We start from the raw sequence: 22172 nt of genomic DNA on the forward strand, positions 1-22172 counted from the left end.
GGCCCGCGGCTGAAGGGTCACGGCTGCCGTGGTCGGCCGTCAGGTCGAGCTCGTTGCGCGGCCCTCACGAAGCCGCTCACGGGCTGACCAGCCGGCCCAGCGCCCATCGGGCGAGGGGAGCGTAGGCGAGCAGCACGGGCCACAGCGCGTGCCCGACGAGCCAGGCCTCGCAACCGTCCTCCGCCGGGTCGACCCCGTGCTCGAACCGCACGTGAACCCCGCCCGAGCGGACCTGCCAGGACCAGCGCCGGGCGTCGTGGTCGACGCTCTCGACGGTGAACAGCGCGACCACCCCGGCCACCCCGGTCACCCGTCCGCTGGTCCCCTGCTGCACGACCTCGTGGGGGTAGTCGACCTCGCGCAGGTGCGGTGCCCAGGACGGCCAGCGGCGGGGCTCGGTGTACCGGGCCCAGGCGTGCTCGGGGGTGACCGCTCCGGTGGCCGCGACACGGAGCGAGCCGTCGAGGGGTGACACCCGGCCATCGTCGCAGACAGGGGCTCGACGCGTCGGCTGCCCGCCCTGGCCCCGGTGCCCCGGCCGGGTTAGCGTCGGAGCATGAGCCTGTTGCGCACCGACCGCTCCTGGCGTGCGGAGGTGCGTGGCCGCGTCCCGGTCCGCTACCTCCCGCAGGCCACCCCGGCGCACCTGCGCGGCACGTGGCTCGAGGCGAGGCCGGCCCGGATCGAGCGGGCGGTCGCCGACGCGCTGGCCCGTCCGACCCACGGGTGGCTGGTCGTCGCGGCCTCGGCGGACGTCCCGCGCGGACGCTCCGTGGTGCGGCGGGTGGCCGGCCGGGAGGTCGTCCTCTGGCGGGACGCGGACGGCGGGGTGCTGGCCGGGCCCGGCGCCTGCCCGCACCTCGGTGCGCGGCTGCACGGCTGCGACGTCGTCGACGGCGCGGTCCTGTGCCGGTGGCACGGGATGCCGCTCGGCCGGGACACCCGGCCCCCGTGGGCGACCTTCGCGGCGCACGACGACGGCGTCCTCGTGTGGGCGCGGGTCGGGGTCGTGGAGGACGGGGCCGAGCCGACCCAGCATCCGGTGCTCGCCGCGCGGCCGGTGGCGGACGGCGCCATCGCGTCGGTCGTCTCGCTCGCGGCGACCTGCGAGCCGCGCGACATCGTCGCCAACCGGCTCGACCCGTGGCACGGCGCCTGGCTGCACCCGTACGCGTTCAGCGACCTCGCGGTGGACGACGCGGCGTCGTCGGACGACCGCCTCGTCCTCGAGGTCGCCTACCGGCTGGGGCGGACCTTCGCGGTGCCGGTGCGGGCCGAGTTCACCTGCCCGGACTCGCACACCGTCGTCATGACGATCACGGACGGCGAAGGGGTCGGCAGCGTCGTCGAGACCCACGCCACCCCGCTCACGGCGCCGGGGGAGCATCCGGCCCGCACCGTGATGACCGAGGCGGTCGTCGCGACGTCCGATCGGGCGGGGTTCCGGGTCGCGCGCCGACTCGCGCCGCTCGTCCGGGTGGGGATGCGGGCGTCGCAGACCCAGCTGTGGGCGGACGACCTCGAGTACGCCGCCCGGCGCTACGCCCTCCGCCGCGGGCTCGTCTAGCGCTGCGCGGCGAACCGTGTCCGGGTGCAGCCCGGAGCCGGTGCGGGCCGCGCGGGACGGCCGCAGTGATCACGAGCGGGCGCGGCCGCGGGCTTGGTGCGGGAACCTTCGGTCACGCACCCCGAAGTTCGGGGCGCGTGACCGAAGGTTCCGGCATCAGGCGAGAAAGTGGAGGTGCACGAGGGGTGGGTCAGGCGCGGAGGCGGCGGCCGGCGCGGATGGCCCTGCGGGCGACGGCGGGCACCCGGCCCAGCCGTGAGGTGAGCGGCACCGACCACACGCCGTGGCCGGGCAGGCCCCAGCCGGTGAGGAGCCGGTCGGCGGCCTGCCAGCCGGTGGTCGCCGCGCGCTCCATGAGGGCGACCGGCAGGTCGCAGCGCACCGCGTCCCCGGCGAGGACGACGCGCGGGTCCGGGGTCCCCACCCCCGGGTGGGCGGCCCACGGCCCGAGGCCGACGAGCACGCAGTCACGCTCCACGAGCCAGCACTCGTCGAGGACGTGCAGCCCCGCGGTCTCCGGGTACACCCGGTGCAGCTGCTCGAGCAGGGCGGCCCGCAGCTCGGGCTCGTCGGTGTCCTCCGGCAGCGCGTACGCGTGCAGCTCGACGACCGACCCGTCGTGTGCGTCCGCCCACGCGACCGCGTGGTCCTCGAACCGGTCGAGCACGGAGACGTTGTCGAGCGGGCCGTAGCCGCTCGTCCCGAGGAACGGCGCCCGCTCGGCCCGCAGCGGGCCGTCGAGCCACAGCCGCCAGACGGCGAAGGACTGCGCCGAGCGCAGCGCCGCCACCCGGCCCCGCCATCGCCCGCCGGGGCCGTCGTCACCACCGAGCGCCGGCGAGGCGCCGACGACCTTGCGCAGGCCCAGGGGGTCGAGGGCGAGGACGACGGCATCCGCGTCGAACACCTCGGGGCGCATCCCGCCGGTGAGGTCGAGGGTGTGCACGGCGAGCCGGCCGTCGTCACCCTCGAGGACCTCCGTGACCTCCCGGTGGACCGAGGTCTCGACTCCGAGCCCGTGCAGGTGACGTCCGAGCGGCTCCCACAAGGTGGTGTCGTAGTCGTCGCGGGGGACGTCGAACAGCAGGCCCTCGGCGGACCCGACGAAGTAGAGGTGGAACATCGTCACGAGCTCGGCGCCGGAGAGCTCGCGGGGGTCGGCGAAGAAGCTGCGCGCGAAGACCTCGAGCGCCAGATGCCGTGCGGCGTCCGGGAAGCGCATCCGGTCGAGCACCTCGGCCGCGCTCACGCCGTCGAGCTCGGCCCGGACCCGCCGCGGGTCGATGTCGAGCAGCCTGAGCGCGGCCTCGACGTCCACCCCGGCGAGCCCGCGGCGGTCGAAGCTCGGGCTGCGGGCGACGAACGCCGCGAGGTTCCACGGCGGGGTCGTCGGGAGCCCGGCGAAGGAGTCGGAACCGCCCCCGGCCCGGGCGAGCGGGTAGTCCTCGACCGGGCGCATGCCCTCGAGCGCCGGGTCGGTCCGCCGCAGCACGGCACGCAGGTTGTAGTACTGCCGGAAGAAGGCGTGGAATCCGCGGCTCATCCGGGACGGCGAGCCGTCCGCGAGCGTCACCGGCCAGGACCGCACCCGGCCCCCGAGACCGCCCTCGCGCTCGAGCAGTGTCACCCGCACCCCACGCTCGGCCAGCCCGAGGGCCGCGGTCATCCCGGCGATGCCCCCACCCACGACGACGACGTGCCGGTCCCCGGGTTCACGACCGTCCGGGGCGTCCGCGGGCCGCGGCGGCGGGTGGAAGACCGCTCGCGGGTCCGAGCCCGGCCGCCACCGCGGCGTCCGGCTCGAGGTCACGCGGGCCGCCCGCCCGCGACGGTGTGCACGACGCCGTCCTGCCAGCCGCGGTACGACCGGTGCCGGACATCGGTCAGCCCGGCCTCCTGCAGGCGACGGCAGATGTCCGCGACGGACTCGAAGTCACGCACGCTCGTGTACAGGTAGCGGTGCAGCGGGACGTCGGAGCGCTTGATCGCCGCGAGCGGCACGATGACGGCGTGGCAGACCGCCGCCCAGACCGCCCGGGCGCGGCGGCTGCCGGCCACGGAGTAGTCGTGGAGGACGACCGTGCCGCCCGGCACGAGCACGCGGGCGACCTCCTCCACGAGGGCCTGCCGGTCCGGGACGTTGCGCAGCAGGTACGCGCCGAGCACGCCGTCGACGGACGCGTCCGGGAGCGTGCGCAGGTACTCCACGGCGTCCGAGACGACGAAGTCCATCCCCGCGGGCCACGTCTTGCGACAGGCCTCGCCGATCATGCCGGCGGAGGCGTCGACCCCCGCGACGGCGATGCTGCCGGACTCGTACCCCGCGGCCGCCCAGGCGTCGAGCAGGGCCTGGGTCGAGGCGCCGGACCCGCACCCGAGGTCGAGGACGCGCGCCGTCCCCCACTCGTCGAGGGGGAGGCCCGCGACGAGGGCGTCCGCCGCGGTGCGCAGCTGCTCGTGGTAGCCGGGTGACAGCGCGACCATCGCGTCGTAGGTCGGGGCGGCACGGTCGAATGCGTCGGCGAGCACCCAGTCATGGGCTGTCATCGGTGACCTCCTCCATCGGCTCGGCCTCGCGGCCATGGCGGACCCATAGCATGACCCCGAGAGTGACCATGCTGAAGCCGAACAGGAAATCCTCCACCGGGATGTCCCACGGGGCGCGGACGCCGACGGTCTGCGTCTCGTCGTAGAGGACCACCGGGGCGGAGAGCTTGGTCAGCCATCCGTCGACCAGCACCTGGAACGCGGCCACGATGGCCATCGAGAGCCAGTACTGCGCCCGCCGGAAGACGCCCGTCCGCAGCCAGAACCGCTCCGCGAGAACGACACCGGCAACGGACGCGCACGCGAGCAGGGTGTACTCAGGCATCGTCCCTCCGCTCCCGGCGGGCCCACCCGAGGACCGTGCCCACCGCCTCGTAGGTGAGGAGCCCGCAGACCGGGACGACGAGGAAGAACACGAGCTCCTCGAGCGGGACGCCGAGCGGGAGCACGACACCCGTCGTGTAGCGCTCGCTGTACGTCCAGTGGCCGCGGGCGATGCCGAGGACGTCCCAGGCGACGAACAGGACGACGACGGGGAGCAGCGCACGCAGGAGCCGCCACGGCCGCCGGTAGACCCGGGCCCGCAGCGCGAGCTCGAGCGGCAGCGTGACGAGCAGGCAGGCCCCCATGAGGAGCAGGTACTGGTAGCGGTCGTCCACGGCTCAGCGGGCCCCGACCCCGCCACCGGCGCGCGCCGCGGGCGGCAGCCGGGCGGGGTCGGCCTTCGGCCAGGCGAGCGGGTCGGGGCCGAGGGCGGCGAGCAGCGGGACCTGCTCGGCGCACCAGGGGGACACGGACCGTCGCCCGGTGAGGACGTCGGCGGCGAAGGACTCCCACGGGAGCCATGCGGCGTCGTCGACCTCGGCGGGGTCCGGGCCGAGGCCGGTGGACGCCGCACGTGCGACGTACACCGGGCAGAGCTCGTGCTCGACGACGTCCCCCATCGCCGCGCGGTAACGGAAGTGCGGGAGGACGAGACGCAGGTCGACGAGCTCGACCCCGAGCTCGTCGCGGGCCCTGCGCCGCACGGCCGTCTCGAGGTCCTCCCCGGGGCGGGGGTGCCCGCACACGGTGTTGGTGAGGACGCCCGGGAAGCTCGGCTTGCTCGCCGCGCGGGTCGTGACGAGCAGGCGGCCGGCGTCGTCGACGACGTAGCAGGAGAAGGCGAGGTGCAGCGGTGTCGCGTCGTGGTGGGCGGACGACTTGGACGCCGTCCCGACCGCCTCCCCGGCGTCGTCGACGAGCACGACCCGGTCGTCGGCCACCCAGCCGCGCTCGGGGACCTGCGCCGCCCGGTCCCGGGCGACGATCCGTGCCGGGTCCCGGGCCAGGACCATCCGGACGGCCAGCGCCGCCTTGGCCGGGGTGGGGACCCGGGCCCGTCCGGAGAAGACGTCGTGGTCGCGGGCCTCGATGCGTTCGAGGATGCGCGCGTAGAGGACGCGGGCGGTCGCGACGCACCGGCGCGACCGGGGGGGCAGCGCGGCGAGCCCGACGTCGGCCTCGCGGTAGAGCCGCCGGTTGCGGGCGATCTGGAAGGCCATGAGAGCCCGCCACTCGTCGGTGACCACGCGGGTGTGCGGGTCGGCGCCGAAGCGGCGGAGGTCCTCCTGGGGCAGGTAGACCCGGCCGCGGTCGAGGTCCTCCCCGACGTCGCGCAGGAAGTTCGTCAGCTGGAACGCGAGCCCGAGCGCCCGCGCCGGTGCGACGACGTCGGCCCGGGGGTGGAGCACCGGCAGCATCATCTCGCCGATGACCGCCGCGCTGCCGTCCATGTAGCCGAGCAGGTCCTCCCAGGTCTCGTAGGTGCGCCGGGTGAGGTCGGTGCGCATCGCCCCGAAGAAGCGCGTGAAGCACTCCTGCGGGATGCCGCGCTCGTGGACCGTGGTCGTCACCGCGGCCAGGACCGGGTCCTCGGAGGTGCCGGAGTGCAGCGCGCCCTCGAACCGTGCCTCGAAGGCGTCCAGCGCCGCGGCGGTCTCCGGGCCCGGGTCGGGGCCGGCGAGGTCGACGATGTCGTCGGCCGTCCGGGCGAGGGTGTAGACGGCGAACACGTGCCGCCGGTCCTCCTCGGGGAGGAGGCGGGCGCCCCAGTAGTACGTCGTGCCGTGCTCACGGGTGACCTCCGCGCAGCGCGCGTACCCCGCGGCGAGGACGTCCGGGTCGGTCCTCATCGTCGTGCCCTCGCCGGGAGGCGGGGGGAGGCGGCGCCGGCGTACTCCCGCACTCGCTCGGCCGCCAGCCGGCCGCTGACCAGGACCATCGGGACCCCGACACCGGGCGTCGTGCCGGAGCCTGCGAAGACGAGCCCGGGGACCCGTCGGTCGACGTTGCCGGGGCGGAACGGGCCGGACTGGCGGAAGGTGTGGGCGAGGGCGAACGGCGTCCCGAGGTGCATCCCCTGGGCCGCCCAGTCGTCCGGTGTCACGAGCCGCTCCTCGACGACGTCGGTGGGGTAGCCGTGGCCGTCGAGGAAGGCGAGCAGCCGCTCGCGCAGCGGGCCGGCCTCGCGGGACCAGTCGAGCGCGGACCCGTGGTGGGGCACCGGCTCGAGGACGTACAGCGTCGTGCACCCCTCCGGGGCGGCGGCCTCGTCGGTGACGGTCGGGACGGTGACGAGCCGGGACGGGTCGGGCATCAGCTCGCCCCGCTCGATGAGCGCCTCGAACGCCTCGTCCCACTGCTCCCCGAAGTGGATGGTGTGGTGCGCCGTGCCCGGGGCGGGCGTGCCGCGCACGCCCAGGTGCCAGACGACGGCGGAGGGTGAGTACGTCCCGCGGCGGACGACCCGGGGGGCGGGCACGCCGGGCAGGAGGCGCTCGTACGCGACCGGGAGGTCGACGGTGCAGACGACGGCGTCCGCGGCGACGCGCTCGCCGTCCGTGGTGGCGACACCCGCCACGGCTCCGTCCCCCCGGCGCAGCACCTCGGTGACCTCGACCCCGCAGTGCACCGGAACCCCGGCGTCGGCGAGCGCCCGGGCCATGCCCCGGGGCACGGAGTGCATCCCACCTTGCGGGTAGTACACGCCCCGCACGGTGTCCATGTACGTGATGATGCCGAACACGGCCCGCGCGGTGGCCGGAGCGACGCCGGCGTAGAGCGCCTGGAAGCCGAAGATGCGGTGCAGCCGCTCGTCGTCGAAGAACGAGGCCACTTTGGGGCCGAGTGCTCCGAGCCCCCCGAGCCGCAGCAGCCGGGCCGCGGCAACGGGGGAGCGGAGGAGGTCGAGCGGCGAGGAGTAGTTGGCGTCGACGAACGGGCCGAACTCGACGTCGTGGAGGTCCCGGAGCCAGGACACGAAGCGGTCGAACCCCGCGGCGTCGCGGTCCCCGGACAGCCGCCGGACCTCCTCGCGCAGCTCGGCGAGGTCTGCCCGGACGAGCAGCTCGGAGCCGTCCGCGTAGACCGCGCGGTACCCGGGGTCGAGCCGCCGCATCGGCACGAGGGTCCCGGGGTCGCCGCCGACGGCCCGGACCGGCGCGTGGACGAGCTCGGGCATCGTCATGACCACCGGCCCCGGGTCCATCCGGAACGCTCCGAGGCGCAGCAGGCCGGCGCGTCCACCGACGACGTCCTCGCGCTCGAGCACCGTGACGTCGTGCCCCGCCGCGGTGAGATGGCACGCGGCGGAGAGCCCGGACAGCCCCGCGCCGACGACGACGACCTTCACGAGGTGCGCCAGGCGATCGACGAGACGAGCTCGCGGAGGGCCGCGTCGGCCGCGGGGTCGGCGCCGACCAGCGGCAGCCGCTCGCCGGCCGTCTCGGCGAGACCCGCGATGTCCTGCTCCGCGCGCTCACGGACACCGGCGGCGTCCATGGCCTGCTGGAGCGCGGTGACACCGTCCGGCTCGAGGGTGCCGGCGTCGCACGCGGCGAGCAGCGGGCGGGCGTGGTCGGGCAGCATCTCGTCGGCCCAGGTGAGCAGGACGGTCGGCTTGCCGGACGCGAGGTCGTCCCCGGAGGGCTTGCCCGTGACGGCCGGGTCGCCCCAGACGCCGAGGACGTCGTCGCGCAGCGCGAAGGCGTCGCCGACGAGGTCGCCCCAGGTGAGCAGGCGTTCGACATGCGCGGGGTCGGCGCCGGCGACGAGCGCGCCGAGCTGGAGCGGTCGGGTGATCGTGTACCGGCCGCTCTTGAGCCGGGCGATGCGTCGGGAGGTCGTGACGTCGCGGCGGCGGTCCGCGGCGTGCGTGACGTCGAGCAGCTGTCCCTCCACGAGCTCGACGGTCATGAGGCGCCAGACCCTGCGCACCTCCGGCGAGGTGGGGCTGACGAGCATCGCGGCCTCGGCGAGGGCGAGGTCACCGACGAGCACGGCGACGCTGTCACCGAAGAGGGTCGCGTCGCCGAGGCCGTCCGCGCGGCGGTGCCGTCCCGTGGCCTCGACGTGCAGGGTGGTGCGGCCCCGGCGGGTGTCGGAGCGGTCCATCACGTCGTCCTGCAGGAGCCCGAAGAGGTGCAGCAGCTCCATCGCCGCCGCGACCCGGACGAGGTCGTCGCGGGCGCTCGCGGGCGCGCCCGCGAGCACCCATCCCCAGTGCGTGAGCCGGGGGCGGATCCGCTTGCCGTGGTGCATGAGCCGTGTGCCGAGCTCGTCGACGAGCCCCACCCGCAGCGCCCCGGCGTCCACCCTCGCGTCCGGACCGGTGCCGGTGACCGCCCGGGCGAGCTCGGCGCGCACGTCGTCGAGGGTCTCGGTGAGGAGGTGGTCGACATCGGCCAGGGTCTGCTCGACCGGCGTCGGGGCAGCGGTGTCGAGGGCCACGGGACGCACCTGGGCACTCATCGCTCGCACCGCCTGACCTGTCGGGGCCTTCGATTCAACCAGAGCCCCGGACCGGGCCCTCAAGACCCTGGACAACCCTCGACGAGCCTCGCTGCGTCGCCGGTCGCGGCCCTAGGGTCGAGGGATGGAGGCGGACGTCGTGGTCGTCGGGGCCGGGCTCGCCGGGCTGCGCTGCGCCGACCGGCTCGCCGAGGGCGGCCGCAGCGTCGTGGTCCTCGAGCGGGACGCCACGGTCGGGGGGCGGCAGCACACCGACGAGGTCGACGGCTTCCTCCTGGACCGCGGCTTCCACGTGCTCAACCCGGCCTACCCCGCGGTCCGGCGCTTCGTCGACGTCGACGACCTGGGGCTGCGCCCGTTCGGGGCCGGGGTGCTCGTGCGCCGGGAGGCCGGCCTGGTCGAGGTGGCCCATCCGCTCCGTGAGCCGCGTGGGGTGCCGGCGACGCTCCGCAGCGGCCTGCTCAGCCCTCCCGAGATCGCCACGCTCGCCCGCTGGGCCGGGCCGGCACTCACCCGGCCGCGCTCGGTCGTCCACGGCCGGGACCGGTCCCTGCGCGAGGGTCTCGACGCAGCGGGCGTCTCCGGGCCGCTGCGCCAGGAGCTGCTCGAGCCACTGCTGGCGGGCGTCGTCGCCGAGGACCGCGGCGAGACGTCCGAGGCGTTCGTGCGGCTGCTCGTGCGGATGTTCGCACTCGGGGTCCCGGGGCTGCCCGCGCGGGGCATCCAGGCCCTGCCGGAGTGGATCGCGGACCGCTGCCGCCGGCGGCGGCACGGCCCGGAGCTCAGACCGTCGACCCCCGTCGTGGGGGTGCGTCCGGGCCGGGAGCCACAGGTGGTCTGCGCCGACGGGACGACGGTCACCTCCCGGGCCGCCGTGGTCGCGGTGGGACCGGACGCGGTCTCCGGGCTCGTCGACGTCCCGGCTCCTCCGACCCGTGGGCTGCGGACCTGGTGGTTCTCGGTGCCCGAGCCACCGACGGACTCCGCGATGGTCGTCGTCGACGGCCGCCGCCGCGGTCCGATGGTCAACGCGGCCGTCATGAGCAACGCCGTACCGTCCTTGGCGCCGCCCGGGGCGCACCTGGTCCAGGTGACGACCCTCCTCGGGAACGGGGTGGACCCCACCGAGCAGGAGGTGCGACGCCAGGCCGCCGACGTGTTCGGTGCCCCGACCGGGCGGTGGGAGACGATCCGGCGGGACGACGTCCACCACGCGCTGCCGGCCCAGCTGCCCCCGCTGCGGGTCACCTCGCCCGCCCGGGTCGACACCGGGGTCTACGTCGCGGGCGACCACCGCGACACGGCGTCGATCCAGGGCGCGCTGGTGTCGGGGGACCGCGTCGCCCGGGTCGTGCTCACCGACCTCGCCGACGCCTGATGGCGCCGCGTCGCCGGCTACGGGTCGTCTTCCCGCACCAGCTGTTCGAGGGCCTGCTGGACGAGCCCCGAGGGACCCGTTTCGTCCTCGTCGAGGACGACCTGCTGTTCCGGCAGCAGCCGTTCCACGCCCAGAAGCTCGTCCTGCACCGTGCCTCGATGCGCCTCTTCGCGCAGCGGCTGCGGGAGGAGGGCTTCGAGGTCGATGTCGTCGAGACCTCGACCCGACGCACGACCCGCACCCGCCTCGCCGAGCTCCTGGCCGAGCTCGACCCGGACGAGGTGCGCCTGCACGACGTCGTCGACGACTGGCTTCTGCGCGACGTGCGGCGGGCGTTCCGCGAGGCGAAGGTCGAGCTGACACCGGACGACGTCGAGGAGACGCCGAACTTCCTCACGACGAGGCCGCAGCTCACCACGTGGTTCGGGGAGCACCGCGCCCGGATGGCGTCGTTCTACGAGTGGCAGCGGCAGCGGCTCGACGTCCTCGTCGAGGGCAGGGAGCACGACCGGCCGGTCGGTGGGCGGTGGTCCTTCGACGAGGAGAACCGCAAGAAGCTGCCGAAGGGCCACGACGTGCCGAGGCGGGCGTCGGCGCCGCGGCTGCCCGAGGTCGACGAGGCGGTCGCGTGGGTCGCCGAGGCATTCCCCGACGCCCCCGGCCGGGCCGACGGCTTCGACTGGCCGGTCACCCACGAGCAGGCCCGGGCGGCGCTGCGCGAGTTCGTCGACGAGCGTCTGGACGAGTTCGGCCCGTACGAGGACGCGGTGTCCGTGGAGCATCCGTTCGTCTTCCACGCCGTCATCACCCCGGCGCTCAACTGCGGGCTGCTGGACCCCCGGGAGGTCCTCGACGCCGTGCTCGGGGCCGCCGACGAGCGCGACGTGCCGCTCGCCTCGCTCGAGGGGTTCGTCCGCCAGCTCATCGGGTGGCGCGAGTACATGCGCGCCACCTACCACCTGTACGGGCGGCGGATGCGGACCTCCAACCACCTGCGGCACACCCGCTCGCTCGCGGCCGGCTGGTGGGACGGCAGCACCGGGCTGGACCCCGTCGACCACGTCGTCAGGGGGGCGCTCGAGCGCGGCTACGCCCACCACATCGAGCGGCTCATGGTCCTGGGGAACGCGATGTGCCTGCTGCGCACCGACCCCGACGAGGTCTACGAGTGGTTCATGGCGTTCTTCGTCGACGCCTACGACTGGGTCATGGTCCCCAACGTCTACGCGATGTCGCAGTTCGCCGCCGGGACCGGGATCACGACCAAGCCGTACGTCTCGGGCAGCAGCTACCTGCGGAAGATGACCGACTTCGGCACCGGGGAGTGGCGCGAGGACTGGGACGCCCTCTACTGGAGCTTCGTCGACCACCACCGCGAGGTCTTCGAGGCCAACCACCGGGCGCGGATGGTCACGCGGTCGTGGGACGGCATGGATGCCGCGCGCCGTGACGAGCTGCTCGCCCGGGGACGGCGCGTCATCCGTCGTCTGTGAGGGCCCCCGGCCCCGCCGGCTCGGAGAGACCGGCCCGGAGGCCGGCCAGCACGACGCTCGCGGCGGTGTCGGCGTCGAGCCCCAGCTCGTCGCGCAGCACCGCCCAGGCGGACCAGGTGGTGGTCGTCACGAGGTGCAGGACGACTGCCTCGCGGGTGGGCCCGAGCCGGTCCAGCTCGGGGGCGAAGACCTCCTCGAGCTCGGCCCGTGAGTAGGTGAGGTAGCGGGTGCGGTTGTGCCGCGCCGCCGCGGAGCCGGAGCCGCGGAGCCGGTTCGCGCGCGCGAAGGGTGTGATGGCCTCGTGCGCCGCGACCCGCTGTGCGCAGAAGCGGGTGAGCCGTTCCTCGAAGTGGAGGTCCGTCGGGATCGTGACGGCGAGGGTCTCGGCATACCGGCGGATGCGCTCCCCCGCCGCCTCGTAGAGGGTGTCGAGGTCGGTGACGTTCGACCACAGCGTGCGCTCCGAGACGTCGGCACGCCGGGCGACCTGGGCGCCGGTCGGCCGGGTGTGTCCTTCGTGGACGAGCTCGAGGAACGCGGTGACGATGGCCTCCCGGGTGCGGGCCGACCGTGCGCGGCGGCGGTCCGGTCTGCCCGGTTCCCCTGCGGAGGTCATGCGCCCATGATGGCGAGCCGTCCACCCCTCGGGTGGACGGCCCGCGACACGTCACGTCAGCCCAGCGGGCAGCTGACCCGCGAGTCCGAGAGGGGGGAGCCGAACCCGGTGCTCGGAGCCGGGCAGAGGAACTGGTCGTAGCGGTCGTCGTCGTCCACGAAGCGCTTGAGCCAGGAGATGCTGTACTTCGCGATCTCGGTGTTGGAGAACGTGGGTGCGAGGTGCGACGCGCCGTCCAGCTCGAGGTAGGCGCGGTCCTCCGCCCCGGTCAGGCTGTTGTAGAACGGGATCGCGTGGGTGCGGGCGGGGGCGACGGAGTCGTTCTCGGCGCCGATCATCAGCGAGGCCGCGTCCACCTCGCTCCAGGTCTTGTCGGAGTTCCACGGGGTGAGACCGACCACGGCCTCGATCGAGCGCCGGTCGGACGCCGCCTCGAGCGAACCGCCGCCACCCATCGAGTGGCCCATGACGGCCTGGCGAGAGCCGTCGACCCGGTCGCGGACGGACGAGTCCTCGATGACGTAGTCGAGCGCGGCGAGCAGCTGGTCTCCCCGAGAGCTGGGGAAGTCGGTGCGGGAGTTGGTGTCGAAGCTGATGACGACGAAGCCCTGCGAGGCGATGCGCGGTCGCAGCCAGGCGATGGTCGACTCGCCCGCCGTGTAGCCCGGCGAGATCGCGACGACACCGAAGGTGCCCTCGCTCCGGGACGTCGGGTACGTGATGTTCGCCGCGCCGAAGCCCGGGGTCGAGAAGTCCGAGACCGAGATCGTCGAGACCGAGAACGGGCCGCGGGTGGCCTCGATGCTTCGCTCGGTGGGGTCCGGTCCGCGCTCGTACGGGCTGTCGGCCTGCGCCGCCGCGGGCGCGGAGACGAGGAGGCCGCCGGCCAGGACGGCAGCGGCGAGACGGCGGGTGAGGTGGGTCCGTGCAGGGATGCGCTTCATGGGTACTCCACTTCCGGTTCGTCCGGTGGACAGGGAATGCATCTGCAGAGGGACTGCAGATACTTCGAGAGTGCCCGGGGCCGCCCTGCCGCGTCACCATGCGCGGTGCACAGCATCGGTGGGGCGCGCCATCCGAGGCGTTCGACCCCGGGCAGCACGGGGCGGGAAGAGGGCCGGCGCGGGACCTGTTGTCCGGACAGCGCACCTGAACCACGACGACAGGAGACGACGTGCCGGACACCGCATCGACGACCTCGGGGACCGCACAGATCGGGGTGACCGGGCTGGCCGTCATGGGCCGCAACCTGGCCCGGAACTTCGCCCGGCACGGCTTCCGGGTCGCGGTGCACAACCGGGCGACGAGCAAGGCGGAGGCCCTGGTCGAGGAGTTCGGTGACGAGGGTGACTTCACCCTGGCCCGCTCGCTCGAGGACCTCGTCGCCGCACTCGAGCGGCCGCGGCGGATCGTCGTCATGGTCAAGGCAGGCGAGGGGACCGACGCGGTCGTCGACGAGCTCGTCCCCCTCCTCGACGAGGGCGACATCGTCGCCGACGCCGGGAACGCGCACTTCGCCGACACCCGCCGCCGGCACGCCGCACTCGCCCAGAAGGGCATCCGCTTCGCCGGGGTGGGCGTCTCCGGTGGCGAGGTCGGGGCACTCGAGGGGCCGTCGATCATGCCGGGGTGCGACGGCGACACCTACGCCGAGCTCGGCCCGTTCCTCGAGGTCGTCTCGGCGCACGTCGACGACGAGCCGTGCTGCACGCTCGTGGGGCCGGATGGTGCCGGGCACTTCGTGAAGATGGTGCACAACGGCATCGAGTACTCCGACATGCAGCTCATCGCCGAGACGTACGACCTGCTGCGCGGCGTGCTCGGGCAGGAGCCGGCCGAGGCGGCCGAGACCTTCCGGGCCTGGAACGGCACCGAGCTCGAGTCCTACCTCGTCGAGATCGCCGCCGAGGTGCTCTCCCACACCGACGGCGACACCGGTCGTCCGTTCGTGGACGTCGTCCGGGACGCCGCCGAGCAGAAGGGCACGGGCCGGTGGACCGTGCAGACCGCGCTCGACCTCGGCGTGCCCGTCACCGGCATCGCCGAGGCGACGATGGCCCGCGCCGTGTCCGGCGACACGCAGCGGCGGGCCGCGGTGCGCGAGGCCCTCGACGTGGCGGAGGAGCCGCCCGGTGCGGACCTCGCGGTGGAGGACCTGCGCGCCGCGTTGTACGCCGCGAAGGTCGTCTCGTACGCCCAGGGTCTCGACATGGTGCGGGAGGGCTCGACCGAGCACCACTGGGACGTCGACCCCGCCGACCTCGCGCGGATCTGGCGGGACGGCTGCATCATCCGTGCTCGTCTCCTCGGCGACATCACCGAGGCCGTGGAGGACCACCCGGATGCCCCGAGCCTCCTCGCGACCCCGACCTTCGCCGCCGCCGTGGCCGACCGGCTGCCGGGGCTGCGCCGGGTCGTCGGCGCGGCCGTCGCGTCCGGTGTGCCGGTGCCGGTGTTCTCGTCCGTGCTCGCGTACGTGGACGCGCTGCGCGCCGAGCGGCTGCCGGCCGCCCTCGTCCAGGGGCTGCGCGACTATTTCGGCGCGCACACCTACGGGCGGGTCGACCGCGAGGGCACGTTCCACACGCTGTGGTCGCAGGACCGCTCCGAGGTCGAGACCGGCTGAGTGCCAGGCCGGTTCGTGTGGTGGGCGACCGCGAACCCTGCCCGCGGAAAGTAAAGTCTTCGTAAAGTCAGCGCCGCTTTTCTGGACGGGGCCGTCCGTCGAGCCCTACTTTCTGCGCAATGCCACCGGATGCGGTGACGCGCGAGGCGGCAGTCGATTGTTCGGCTGTTGTTGGGGACGGGGTCTCGCGATGCGCGTTCGCGCTGCTTTTTCTGGGTTGTCGTTCGTTCAGGGTTCGCTGCTGCGGCCGCGGTGGCGGGTGTTGGCGGTGGGTGTCGCATGGACGTTGGCGGGCACGGTGGGGGTGGCTGTGCCGCCGCAGGTCGCGGTGGCCGCGGTCGATCCGCAGGCCCCGGCCGCGGTGGCGTCGGCAGCTGACCTGGTCTCGGCACAGCTGACGGCCAAGGCGCAGGGTGCGCGGGTCGAGGTCGAGGCGATGCGGACGGAGACCTCGACGACATGGGTGAACCCGGACGGGTCGTTGACGACGCAGGAGCATGCGGCGCCGGTCCGGTTCCGGGACGGCTCAGGGGTGTGGCGTGAGGTCGACCTGGGTGTGGTCGAGAGTGCGGACGGGTCGGCGGCGCCGAAGCGCTCCCGGGTCGATGTGTCGTTCGCGGGGCGCACCAAGGGCGCACGCGGGCGGGGTCGGTCGGCGGCGGGGACGGACCTGGCCAGCGTGGACGAGGGCAAGGGCAGGACGACGAGCGCCCGGCAGGTGGCGTTGGGCTGGCCCGGGACGCTGCCGGCACCGGCGCTGCGCGGGACGCGAGCGACGTACTCGGGGGTGAAGCCGGGGGTCGACGTGGTGCTGGAGGCGCGGCGCTCGGGGTTCGAGCAGCTGACGGTGGTCAAGGACCGGGCCGCTCTGGAGGGTCTGACCGACGCCGATGGTCGGGTCGCGGTGAGCCTGCCGCTCAGGACGCAGGGGCTGACCGCCCGCGTCGAGGACGACGGCTCGGTCGGCTTCGTCGACGGCACCGGCGCGGTCGCGTCCCGGATCGCGCCGCCGGTGGCGTGGGACGCGGTGGTCGACGAGCATTCCGGGGACCACGCGAACGTCTCTCCGGTGGCGGTCGAGGTGGAGCAGCAGGGCAAGGGCAAGGCGGTGCTGACCCTCGTCCCGGACGCGCAGTGGATCGCGGACCCGGCTCGGGTGTTCCCGATCACGATCGACCCGACCTACGCCACCGGAAGCAACGTGACGACATCGTTCGACACGTACGTGCAGTCCGGCAAGACCTGGGACACCTCGGCCGAGACCGAGCTGCGGGTGGGCACCTACGACGCCGGCTCCACCAAGGCGCGCACGTTCTTGAACTTCAGCAACGCGTTCAAGGGCAAGGACATCAAGTCCGCGTCCCTCTCGATCAACGAGACGTGGTCCTACTCGTGCACGAAGTCGACCGTGACGGCGCATCTGGCCAACCCGGCGTCGACCTCCACGCAGTGGAGTGCCCAGCCGAGCGTGACCACGTCGAAGGCGGGCTCGCTGTCGGCGGCCAAGGGGTACTCCTCGTCCTGTGCCGCAGGACGGATCAGCATCCCCATCACGGCCATCGCCGACGCCTGGTCCTCCTCCACGGCCGCCACGGTCGGGCTGCGCCTGTCGGCCAGTGAGAGCGACTCCTACGGCTGGAAGAAGTTCGCCTCCCGGGAGACCAGCACAGACCCGTACGTCACCTACACCTACAACCGCAAGCCGAACCTGGCGTCCGCACCGACCCTGGGCACGAACGCCGACGGCGCGAACACCTACGTGGTCCCGACCACGGGTCAGGCACAGATCTTCACCAAGGCGGCGACGCCGCGGTTCTACTCCAAGGCCACCGACCCGGATGGCAACAAGGTCGCGGTGACCTTCGAGGTGCACACCAGCACCGAGGGGAGCGCGTCGTCGAAGGTGTCGTCGTGCCAGACGCCGATGGGCGCCTCTGGGGCCAGCGTGTCCTGCGTGCCTGGAGTGTCGTTGCCCGAGGACACGTGGTACTTCGTGCGTGCGGCGGTCAAGGACGACCAGGGTCTGTACAACGGGGGTTGGTCGGCCTGGACGCAGTTCCGGACCCAGCGGACCACACCGCCCACGCCTCGGGTGTCGTGTGACCGCGGGTACAGCAACGGGGCGTGGTCCGATACGGATCCCGCCGGGGTGGTGACCTGTTCGGTGACCGCGGCCGGGATCGTGGGGACCTACCGCCAGCCGGCCTACCTGGACATCTCCGTGGGCGGGGTCGCGCAGCCACGCAAACTGGTCATGGTCACCGACGACTGGTCCGTCGTCCATCAGAAGGTCACCTTCCAGGCCTCCCAACGCGGGTACCACGAGATCAAGGTCACCGGCCTGTCCCGCTCACTGGTCCCGACCGCACAGGTGGTGTACGGGTTCGGGTGGGGGTCGGCGTCGATGAGCACGCCCACCTCGGGCACGGCCTCGTCGGGCACGGTCAAGGTCGTCGCCGGCGGGCCGCCGAAGGGCACCGCCACCGCCGTGACCGCGAAGACCCAGTGGCGCGTCGCGGGGTCCGGTAGCGAGACCACCGGATGGACCGACGCCGCAGCGGCCCCTGTCACGCTCAACCCGTCCTCGACGAGTGCCCCTACGACCTACACCGGCACCTTCGACTTGACCAGCGCCATCCGGGAGGCCGGTGCGAGCGACGACCTACCCTCCCGGACACCGATCCGTCTGGACGTGCAGGTGTGCTTCACCTACGCCGGCAGCTCCACCGGTGTGCAGTGCACCTGGTCGGAGTCTCCGGTGACCGTCACCCGGCTGCCGCACGCCTTCGGCAACGGGTACCCGACTGCCGACGCCGGCGTGGGGCAGGTGGCGCTGTACACCGGCGAGGTGGCCCTCGGCGGCACCGACGTGTCCGTGCCTGGCTACTCCGGTGATATCACCCTGTCCCGCTCGCATGTCTCCTTCGCCGGGGACGGCACCGTGGCGGGCTGGCCGTCGGATCCGGTGACGGGTGTGTTCGGGCCGGGCTGGAGCGCCAACCTCGAGGGTGGCGAGGCCGGTCTGGCCGGCCTGCAGGTCGTGGACAACACCGGTCTGGACGGGTCGATCGCGTTCGTCGACGGCGAGGGCGAGCCGCTGGTGTACGCCAACCCGTCCGGCACCCGCACCTACCCCACCACGACGAAGACCTACCTGCCCGCCACCGACGACACCGCCGCCTCGGCGATCAAGCTCGCGGTGACCGGTAGCGGTACCGGGATGCGGCTGACCCTGACCGAGGACGACGGAACCACGACGATCTGGAAGCCCAAGGCGGCGCCGTCGACCACGGCAGGCACGACCTGGATCCCCTTGAGCATCACAGAGCCCGGGCAGCCTGTGGCGACGACCTTCGGGCACGACACCACGGGCCGGGTCACGCGCATCGTCGCTGCGGTCCCCGACGGGATGGCCGGCGCCGACTGCCCCACCATCGGGGCCCTGGCGCGCGGCTGCCGTGCCCTCGACATCACCTACGCGACGACGACGACGGCCAACGCGAGCACTCCGGGTGACTTCGCCGGGCAGGTCAAGGCCGTCTCGGCGTGGCTGTGGAACCCGGCCACGTCCGCGATGGCCGCGACCACCGTGGCGACCTACACGTACGACACGTCGGGGCGTCTGCGGACGATGCGCGACCCCCGCGTCGGCCTGGGAACGGACTACACCTGGGACGCTGCCTCCACCCGGGTCGCCTCTGTCACGGCGAGCGGTCTCGCGGCGACCAAGCTCGCCTACTCCTCGGGCAAGCTGAGCGCCGTCACCCGCGAGAACCCCGTCGCCGGGCAGGCCGACGTCACCGTCGCCCGCTACGTCTACGGGGTCCCGACCAGTGGCAGCGGACGGCCTGACCTGACGGCCGCCAGTGTCGGCAGATGGGGTCAGGCAAAGATCCCCAGCACCGGCTATGCCGTCTTCGGACAGGACTACACCGGCCCGGTCGCCGGCACGGGCGTCGACTACAGCTACGCCGACCTGTCCTATGTCGACGACCTCGGCTACACGGTGAACACCGCCACCTACGGCGCCGGAGCCTGGCTGGTCACCGCCACCGACTACGACAGTGACGGCAACGTCGTCCGGGAGCTGGACGCCTCCGCCACCGCCTACGCGGCCGCGCACCCGGAGCTCGACCCGGACGACGTCAACGCCCTGTCCACCCAGACCTTCTACAACGACGAGGTCACCGCGAACGGGCAGGTCGTGCTCCCGAGCGGGTCCCGGGTCGCCGACACCTACGGCCCGGTCCGGCAGGTCGTCCTGGCCGACGGCACCGAGGTCGCCGCCCGCCCGCACACCCACACCGAGTACGACCAGGGTGCCCCCAAGAGCGACGACGATCTGCCGATCAACGAGGCGGTAGACCAGTACTTCTCCCTACCGACCACGGTCACCACCGGCGCCGCCACCCCCGCCGCCGCACCGGGTGAACCGGACATCGAGACCATCTCGACCACCAACACCGGCTACGCCAAGCTGTCCTCGGGCGACGCCACCGAGGGCGACGGCTGGGCACTGGGCCAGGCCACGACCACCACGACCGGCGGCATCACCCGCACCACCCGTTACGACAAGCTCGGCCGGGTCACCGACACCCGCCAGCCCCTGTCCACCGGCAACGACGCCGGCACCACCAAGAACGCCTACTACACCGTGGACGCCCAGACCGGAGCGAACGCCACGTGTGGTGGCAAGCCGGAGTGGGCCGGCATGGTGTGCCGCACCTACCCCGCTGCCGCGCCGAGCAGCGGCCTCACCCTGCCCGACGCCACCACTGAGTACTCGATGTGGCTGCTCCCAGTGACCGTCACCGAGAAGTCGGGCGGTGCCACCCGAACCACGACGACCAGCTACGACGCCGCAGAGCGTGCCGTCTCTACCCTGACTACCCTGGCCGGGATGTCCGGCTCCACCAGCAGGCCGGGCAGCTACACCAAGTACGACTCCACGACTGGTCTCGTCGCCTACTCCGGGTGGCTGCACTCCGGCGGCGAGGCCGCCAACCTCGCCGGGCGGTCCACGTACACCTACGACCGGTGGGGACGTACGACCACCCTCGTCGGGGACGCCGGCACCGTCACTACCAGCTACGACGCCGCGGGCCGGGTCGCGTCGGTCATAGACGCCAGGGGCAGCACCACCTACGGGTACGACGGCACCGGCGAACGCCGCGGCTTGGTCACGTCCCTGACCGTGTCCCGACATGGCGGGAAGGCGCTGACCTGGGGTGCGGCCTACGACGCCGACGGGAACATGACCACCCAGACCCTCCCGGGGCGTATCACGCAGAAGACGACCTACGACGAGGCCGGGGAGCCGGTCCAGCTGCAGTATCTCGGGCAGGTCACCCCGGTTACCGCCGGCGGCACTGATCCCGACACCGGTGAGACGATCTGGACCCCGGGAGCTGCGGTGCAGGACCAGCCGTGGATGACCTGGTCGGTCGGTAACGACGTCACCGGGCGGGTACGCACCGAGGCCACCGGCATGGGGGCTGCTTTCGACACCGGCGAGGGCGTCGGGTCCATCGATGACGTCGAGAGCTACGCCCAAGCCGTCGGCCATGCCACGAGCACGAGTCGTGAGTACCGCTACGACGCCGCCGGCCGGCTGGTCCACGTCACCGACGCCGCCAGCACTCTCGACCAGGACACCGGTGGGCTCGCCGCGTCCTGCACGGAGCGCGACTACTCTTTCGACAAGAACGGCCGCCGCACCGCCCTGGCCACCATCACGCGCGCCGACGGCGACTGCGAGAGCGCCGGAACGACAGCGACGGTCACGACCACTGGGTGGGACACCGCCGACCGGCCGACCACCGGCCGGGGCGGAGCCGGCAGCTATGTCTATGACCTGCTCGGCCGGCAGACCACGCTCCCTGCTGCCGACGCCCCTGACACGAGCGCCGGGAACATCAGCCTGCGCTACTACTTTGACGACCTGCCCAGGTCCGTCACCCAAGGCGGCACGTCGACGACGTTCACCCTGGACGCCGAGGCCCGCCGGTCCGTGCAGACCACCACCGACGCCGCCGGCACCACGACCACTACCCGCCGGTACACCGACAGTGGTGACAACCCCGCGTGGGTCGAGGTATCGGGTCCTGCTGGGGGCGCCACGACCCGGTTCGCCGAGTCCATCGGTGGGGATCTGTCCGCGAGCATCGACGACACCGCCGACGCCGCCACCCGCGGGGATGCAACCTTGTCCCTGGCCACCCTGCACGGGGATGTCGCCACCACCGTGGCCATCCCCGCCACCCAGACCAGCACCGCCTCTGCCACCGCGATCAACGGGTGGGCCAGCTACGACGAGTACGGCAACACCACCACAGCCGACCCCGTCGACGGACCCATCGGCTACGGATGGCTCGGCGCCAAACAACGCTCCACCACCACGGACACCGCAGGCCTGACCCTCATGGGCGTCCGGTACTACAACCCGACCCGCGGACTGTTCACCGCCCTCGACCCCATCCCCGGAGGCAACGACACCGCCTACGCCTACCCCAACGACCCCGTCAACACGTACGACCTTGACGGCCGACGCTGGAGCTGGCGCAAGGTAGGCAGATGGGCCTGGAAGCACAAATGGGATATCGCCCTGACCGCTTCGATGTTCATTCCAGGCGTCGGGATCGCCGGCATGGCTGTTCGAGGCGCGGTTTGGGCCGCGAGGGGTGCGCGGGCTTACAACTCGGCTAAGAAGGTGAAGTACGCAATGAGAGTATCGAATCGCTTTAATGGCGGACGAGCTCGAGTTACCATTCCAAGGCGCAATGGGAAGATGCACTATGATCTACATGGTCGTAGCCATGGAGGCGTGAAAACACCTCACAAGTTCTTCCACTACAACGGAAGACCGGGCTACATGGGTAAAAAGGGACCCCATTCCTCCATGAATTGGCGGGATCTCGCCAGAGTTCGGTGGCACCTAAGGAGGCGCTAGCTGGTGATTAGCGAGGTATCGGTCGACGGTGTTGATGACCATCGCTGGAGATTGACCGAGTTCGAACATGAGTTGATGACCGCCGATTTTGGACTCCTGGACCTGAAAGCGGACTTTGGAACTGACTCTTTGTGCCTAACGGCAACGTGCCTTGCCCTGTGCTTGAGCCAACCTCAACCGAGGATTCACGTTCACTTGGAGTGGA

15 protein-coding genes are annotated in these 22172 nt (G+C 72.9%); 5 read left to right on the plus strand and 10 right to left on the minus strand.

The window, feature by feature from the left end:
* Positions 1-76 precede the first annotated feature (76 nt).
* Positions 77-475, minus strand: a complete 399-nt coding sequence (locus JQN72_RS13700; protein ID WP_204135683.1) for an SRPBCC family protein — start codon at positions 473-475, stop codon at positions 77-79.
* Positions 476-556: 81 nt separating this feature from the next.
* On the opposite strand from JQN72_RS13700, the gene JQN72_RS13705 reads away from it, so the two are divergent.
* Complete coding sequence (locus tag JQN72_RS13705) at positions 557-1567, plus strand: DUF5914 domain-containing protein (protein WP_204135684.1); 1011 nt, start codon at positions 557-559, stop codon at positions 1565-1567.
* Between the two features lie 190 nt (positions 1568-1757).
* Here JQN72_RS13705 and JQN72_RS13710 read toward each other — a convergent pair whose 3' ends face one another.
* Genes JQN72_RS13710 through JQN72_RS13745 form a run of 7 tightly spaced genes read right to left on the minus strand, consistent with a single transcriptional unit; the run spans position 1758 to position 8884 of the window.
* Entirely contained in the window at positions 1758-3377 is a 1620-nt protein-coding gene (locus JQN72_RS13710; protein WP_204135685.1) for an NAD(P)/FAD-dependent oxidoreductase, read from the minus strand.
* Entirely contained in the window at positions 3374-4114 is a 741-nt protein-coding gene (locus JQN72_RS13715) for a class I SAM-dependent methyltransferase (RefSeq protein WP_204135686.1), read from the minus strand. The genes JQN72_RS13710 and JQN72_RS13715 overlap by 4 nt, the downstream gene beginning before the upstream one ends.
* Complete coding sequence (locus tag JQN72_RS13720; RefSeq protein ID WP_204135687.1) at positions 4101-4439, minus strand: lycopene cyclase domain-containing protein; 339 nt, start codon at positions 4437-4439, stop codon at positions 4101-4103. The genes JQN72_RS13715 and JQN72_RS13720 overlap by 14 nt, the downstream gene beginning before the upstream one ends.
* Positions 4432-4773 carry a lycopene cyclase domain-containing protein gene (locus JQN72_RS13725; protein ID WP_204135688.1) on the minus strand — a complete coding sequence of 114 codons (342 nt, stop codon included), beginning with the start codon at positions 4771-4773 and terminating at the stop codon, positions 4432-4434. The genes JQN72_RS13720 and JQN72_RS13725 overlap by 8 nt, the downstream gene beginning before the upstream one ends.
* Before the next feature lie 3 nt (positions 4774-4776).
* Positions 4777-6288: an isopentenyl-diphosphate Delta-isomerase gene (gene idi, locus JQN72_RS19075; RefSeq protein ID WP_374190898.1), complete on the minus strand. Its 1512-nt coding sequence runs from the start codon at positions 6286-6288 to the stop codon at positions 4777-4779.
* A complete protein-coding gene (gene crtI / locus JQN72_RS13740; RefSeq protein WP_307812686.1) occupies positions 6285-7787 on the minus strand; it encodes a phytoene desaturase family protein in 1503 nt (500 codons plus the stop codon). The genes idi and crtI overlap by 4 nt, the downstream gene beginning before the upstream one ends.
* Positions 7784-8884, minus strand: coding sequence for a polyprenyl synthetase family protein (locus JQN72_RS13745; RefSeq protein WP_204135689.1), 1101 nt, complete (start codon positions 8882-8884; stop codon positions 7784-7786). Before JQN72_RS13745 ends, crtI begins: the two co-directional genes overlap by 4 nt.
* A 145-nt stretch (positions 8885-9029) precedes the next feature.
* On the opposite strand from JQN72_RS13745, the gene JQN72_RS13750 reads away from it, so the two are divergent.
* Both JQN72_RS13750 and JQN72_RS13755 read left to right on the plus strand, forming a co-directional pair.
* Positions 9030-10283: an NAD(P)/FAD-dependent oxidoreductase gene (locus JQN72_RS13750; RefSeq protein ID WP_204135690.1), complete on the plus strand. Its 1254-nt coding sequence runs from the start codon at positions 9030-9032 to the stop codon at positions 10281-10283.
* The gene (locus JQN72_RS13755) at positions 10283-11776 is read left to right on the plus strand and encodes a cryptochrome/photolyase family protein (protein ID WP_204135691.1); all 1494 of its coding nucleotides are present in this window, start codon (positions 10283-10285) and stop codon (positions 11774-11776) included. The genes JQN72_RS13750 and JQN72_RS13755 overlap by 1 nt, the downstream gene beginning before the upstream one ends.
* Here JQN72_RS13755 and JQN72_RS13760 read toward each other — a convergent pair.
* Together JQN72_RS13760 and JQN72_RS13765 are read right to left on the minus strand one after the other, a co-directional pair.
* Positions 11760-12392 carry a hypothetical protein gene (locus tag JQN72_RS13760; protein WP_204135692.1) on the minus strand — a complete coding sequence of 211 codons (633 nt, stop codon included), beginning with the start codon at positions 12390-12392 and terminating at the stop codon, positions 11760-11762. The two genes, JQN72_RS13755 and JQN72_RS13760, sit on opposite strands and share 17 nt — an antisense overlap.
* A gap of 56 nt (positions 12393-12448) precedes the next feature.
* Positions 12449-13336, minus strand: coding sequence for an alpha/beta hydrolase (locus JQN72_RS13765; RefSeq protein ID WP_204135693.1), 888 nt, complete (start codon positions 13334-13336; stop codon positions 12449-12451).
* A 230-nt stretch (positions 13337-13566) separates the two neighbouring features.
* On the opposite strand from JQN72_RS13765, the gene gndA reads away from it, so the two are divergent.
* Together gndA and JQN72_RS18955 are read left to right on the plus strand one after the other, a co-directional pair.
* Positions 13567-15018, plus strand: coding sequence for an NADP-dependent phosphogluconate dehydrogenase (gene gndA / locus JQN72_RS13770; RefSeq protein ID WP_204135694.1), 1452 nt, complete (start codon positions 13567-13569; stop codon positions 15016-15018).
* A 268-nt stretch (positions 15019-15286) separates the two neighbouring features.
* Positions 15287-21967 carry a hypothetical protein gene (locus JQN72_RS18955; RefSeq protein ID WP_204135695.1) on the plus strand — a complete coding sequence of 2227 codons (6681 nt, stop codon included), beginning with the start codon at positions 15287-15289 and terminating at the stop codon, positions 21965-21967.
* Positions 21968-22172 lie beyond the last annotated feature (205 nt).

It is taken from the genome of Phycicoccus sp. CSK15P-2 (assembly GCF_016888005.1).
GTDB lineage: Bacteria > Actinomycetota > Actinomycetes > Actinomycetales > Dermatophilaceae > Phycicoccus.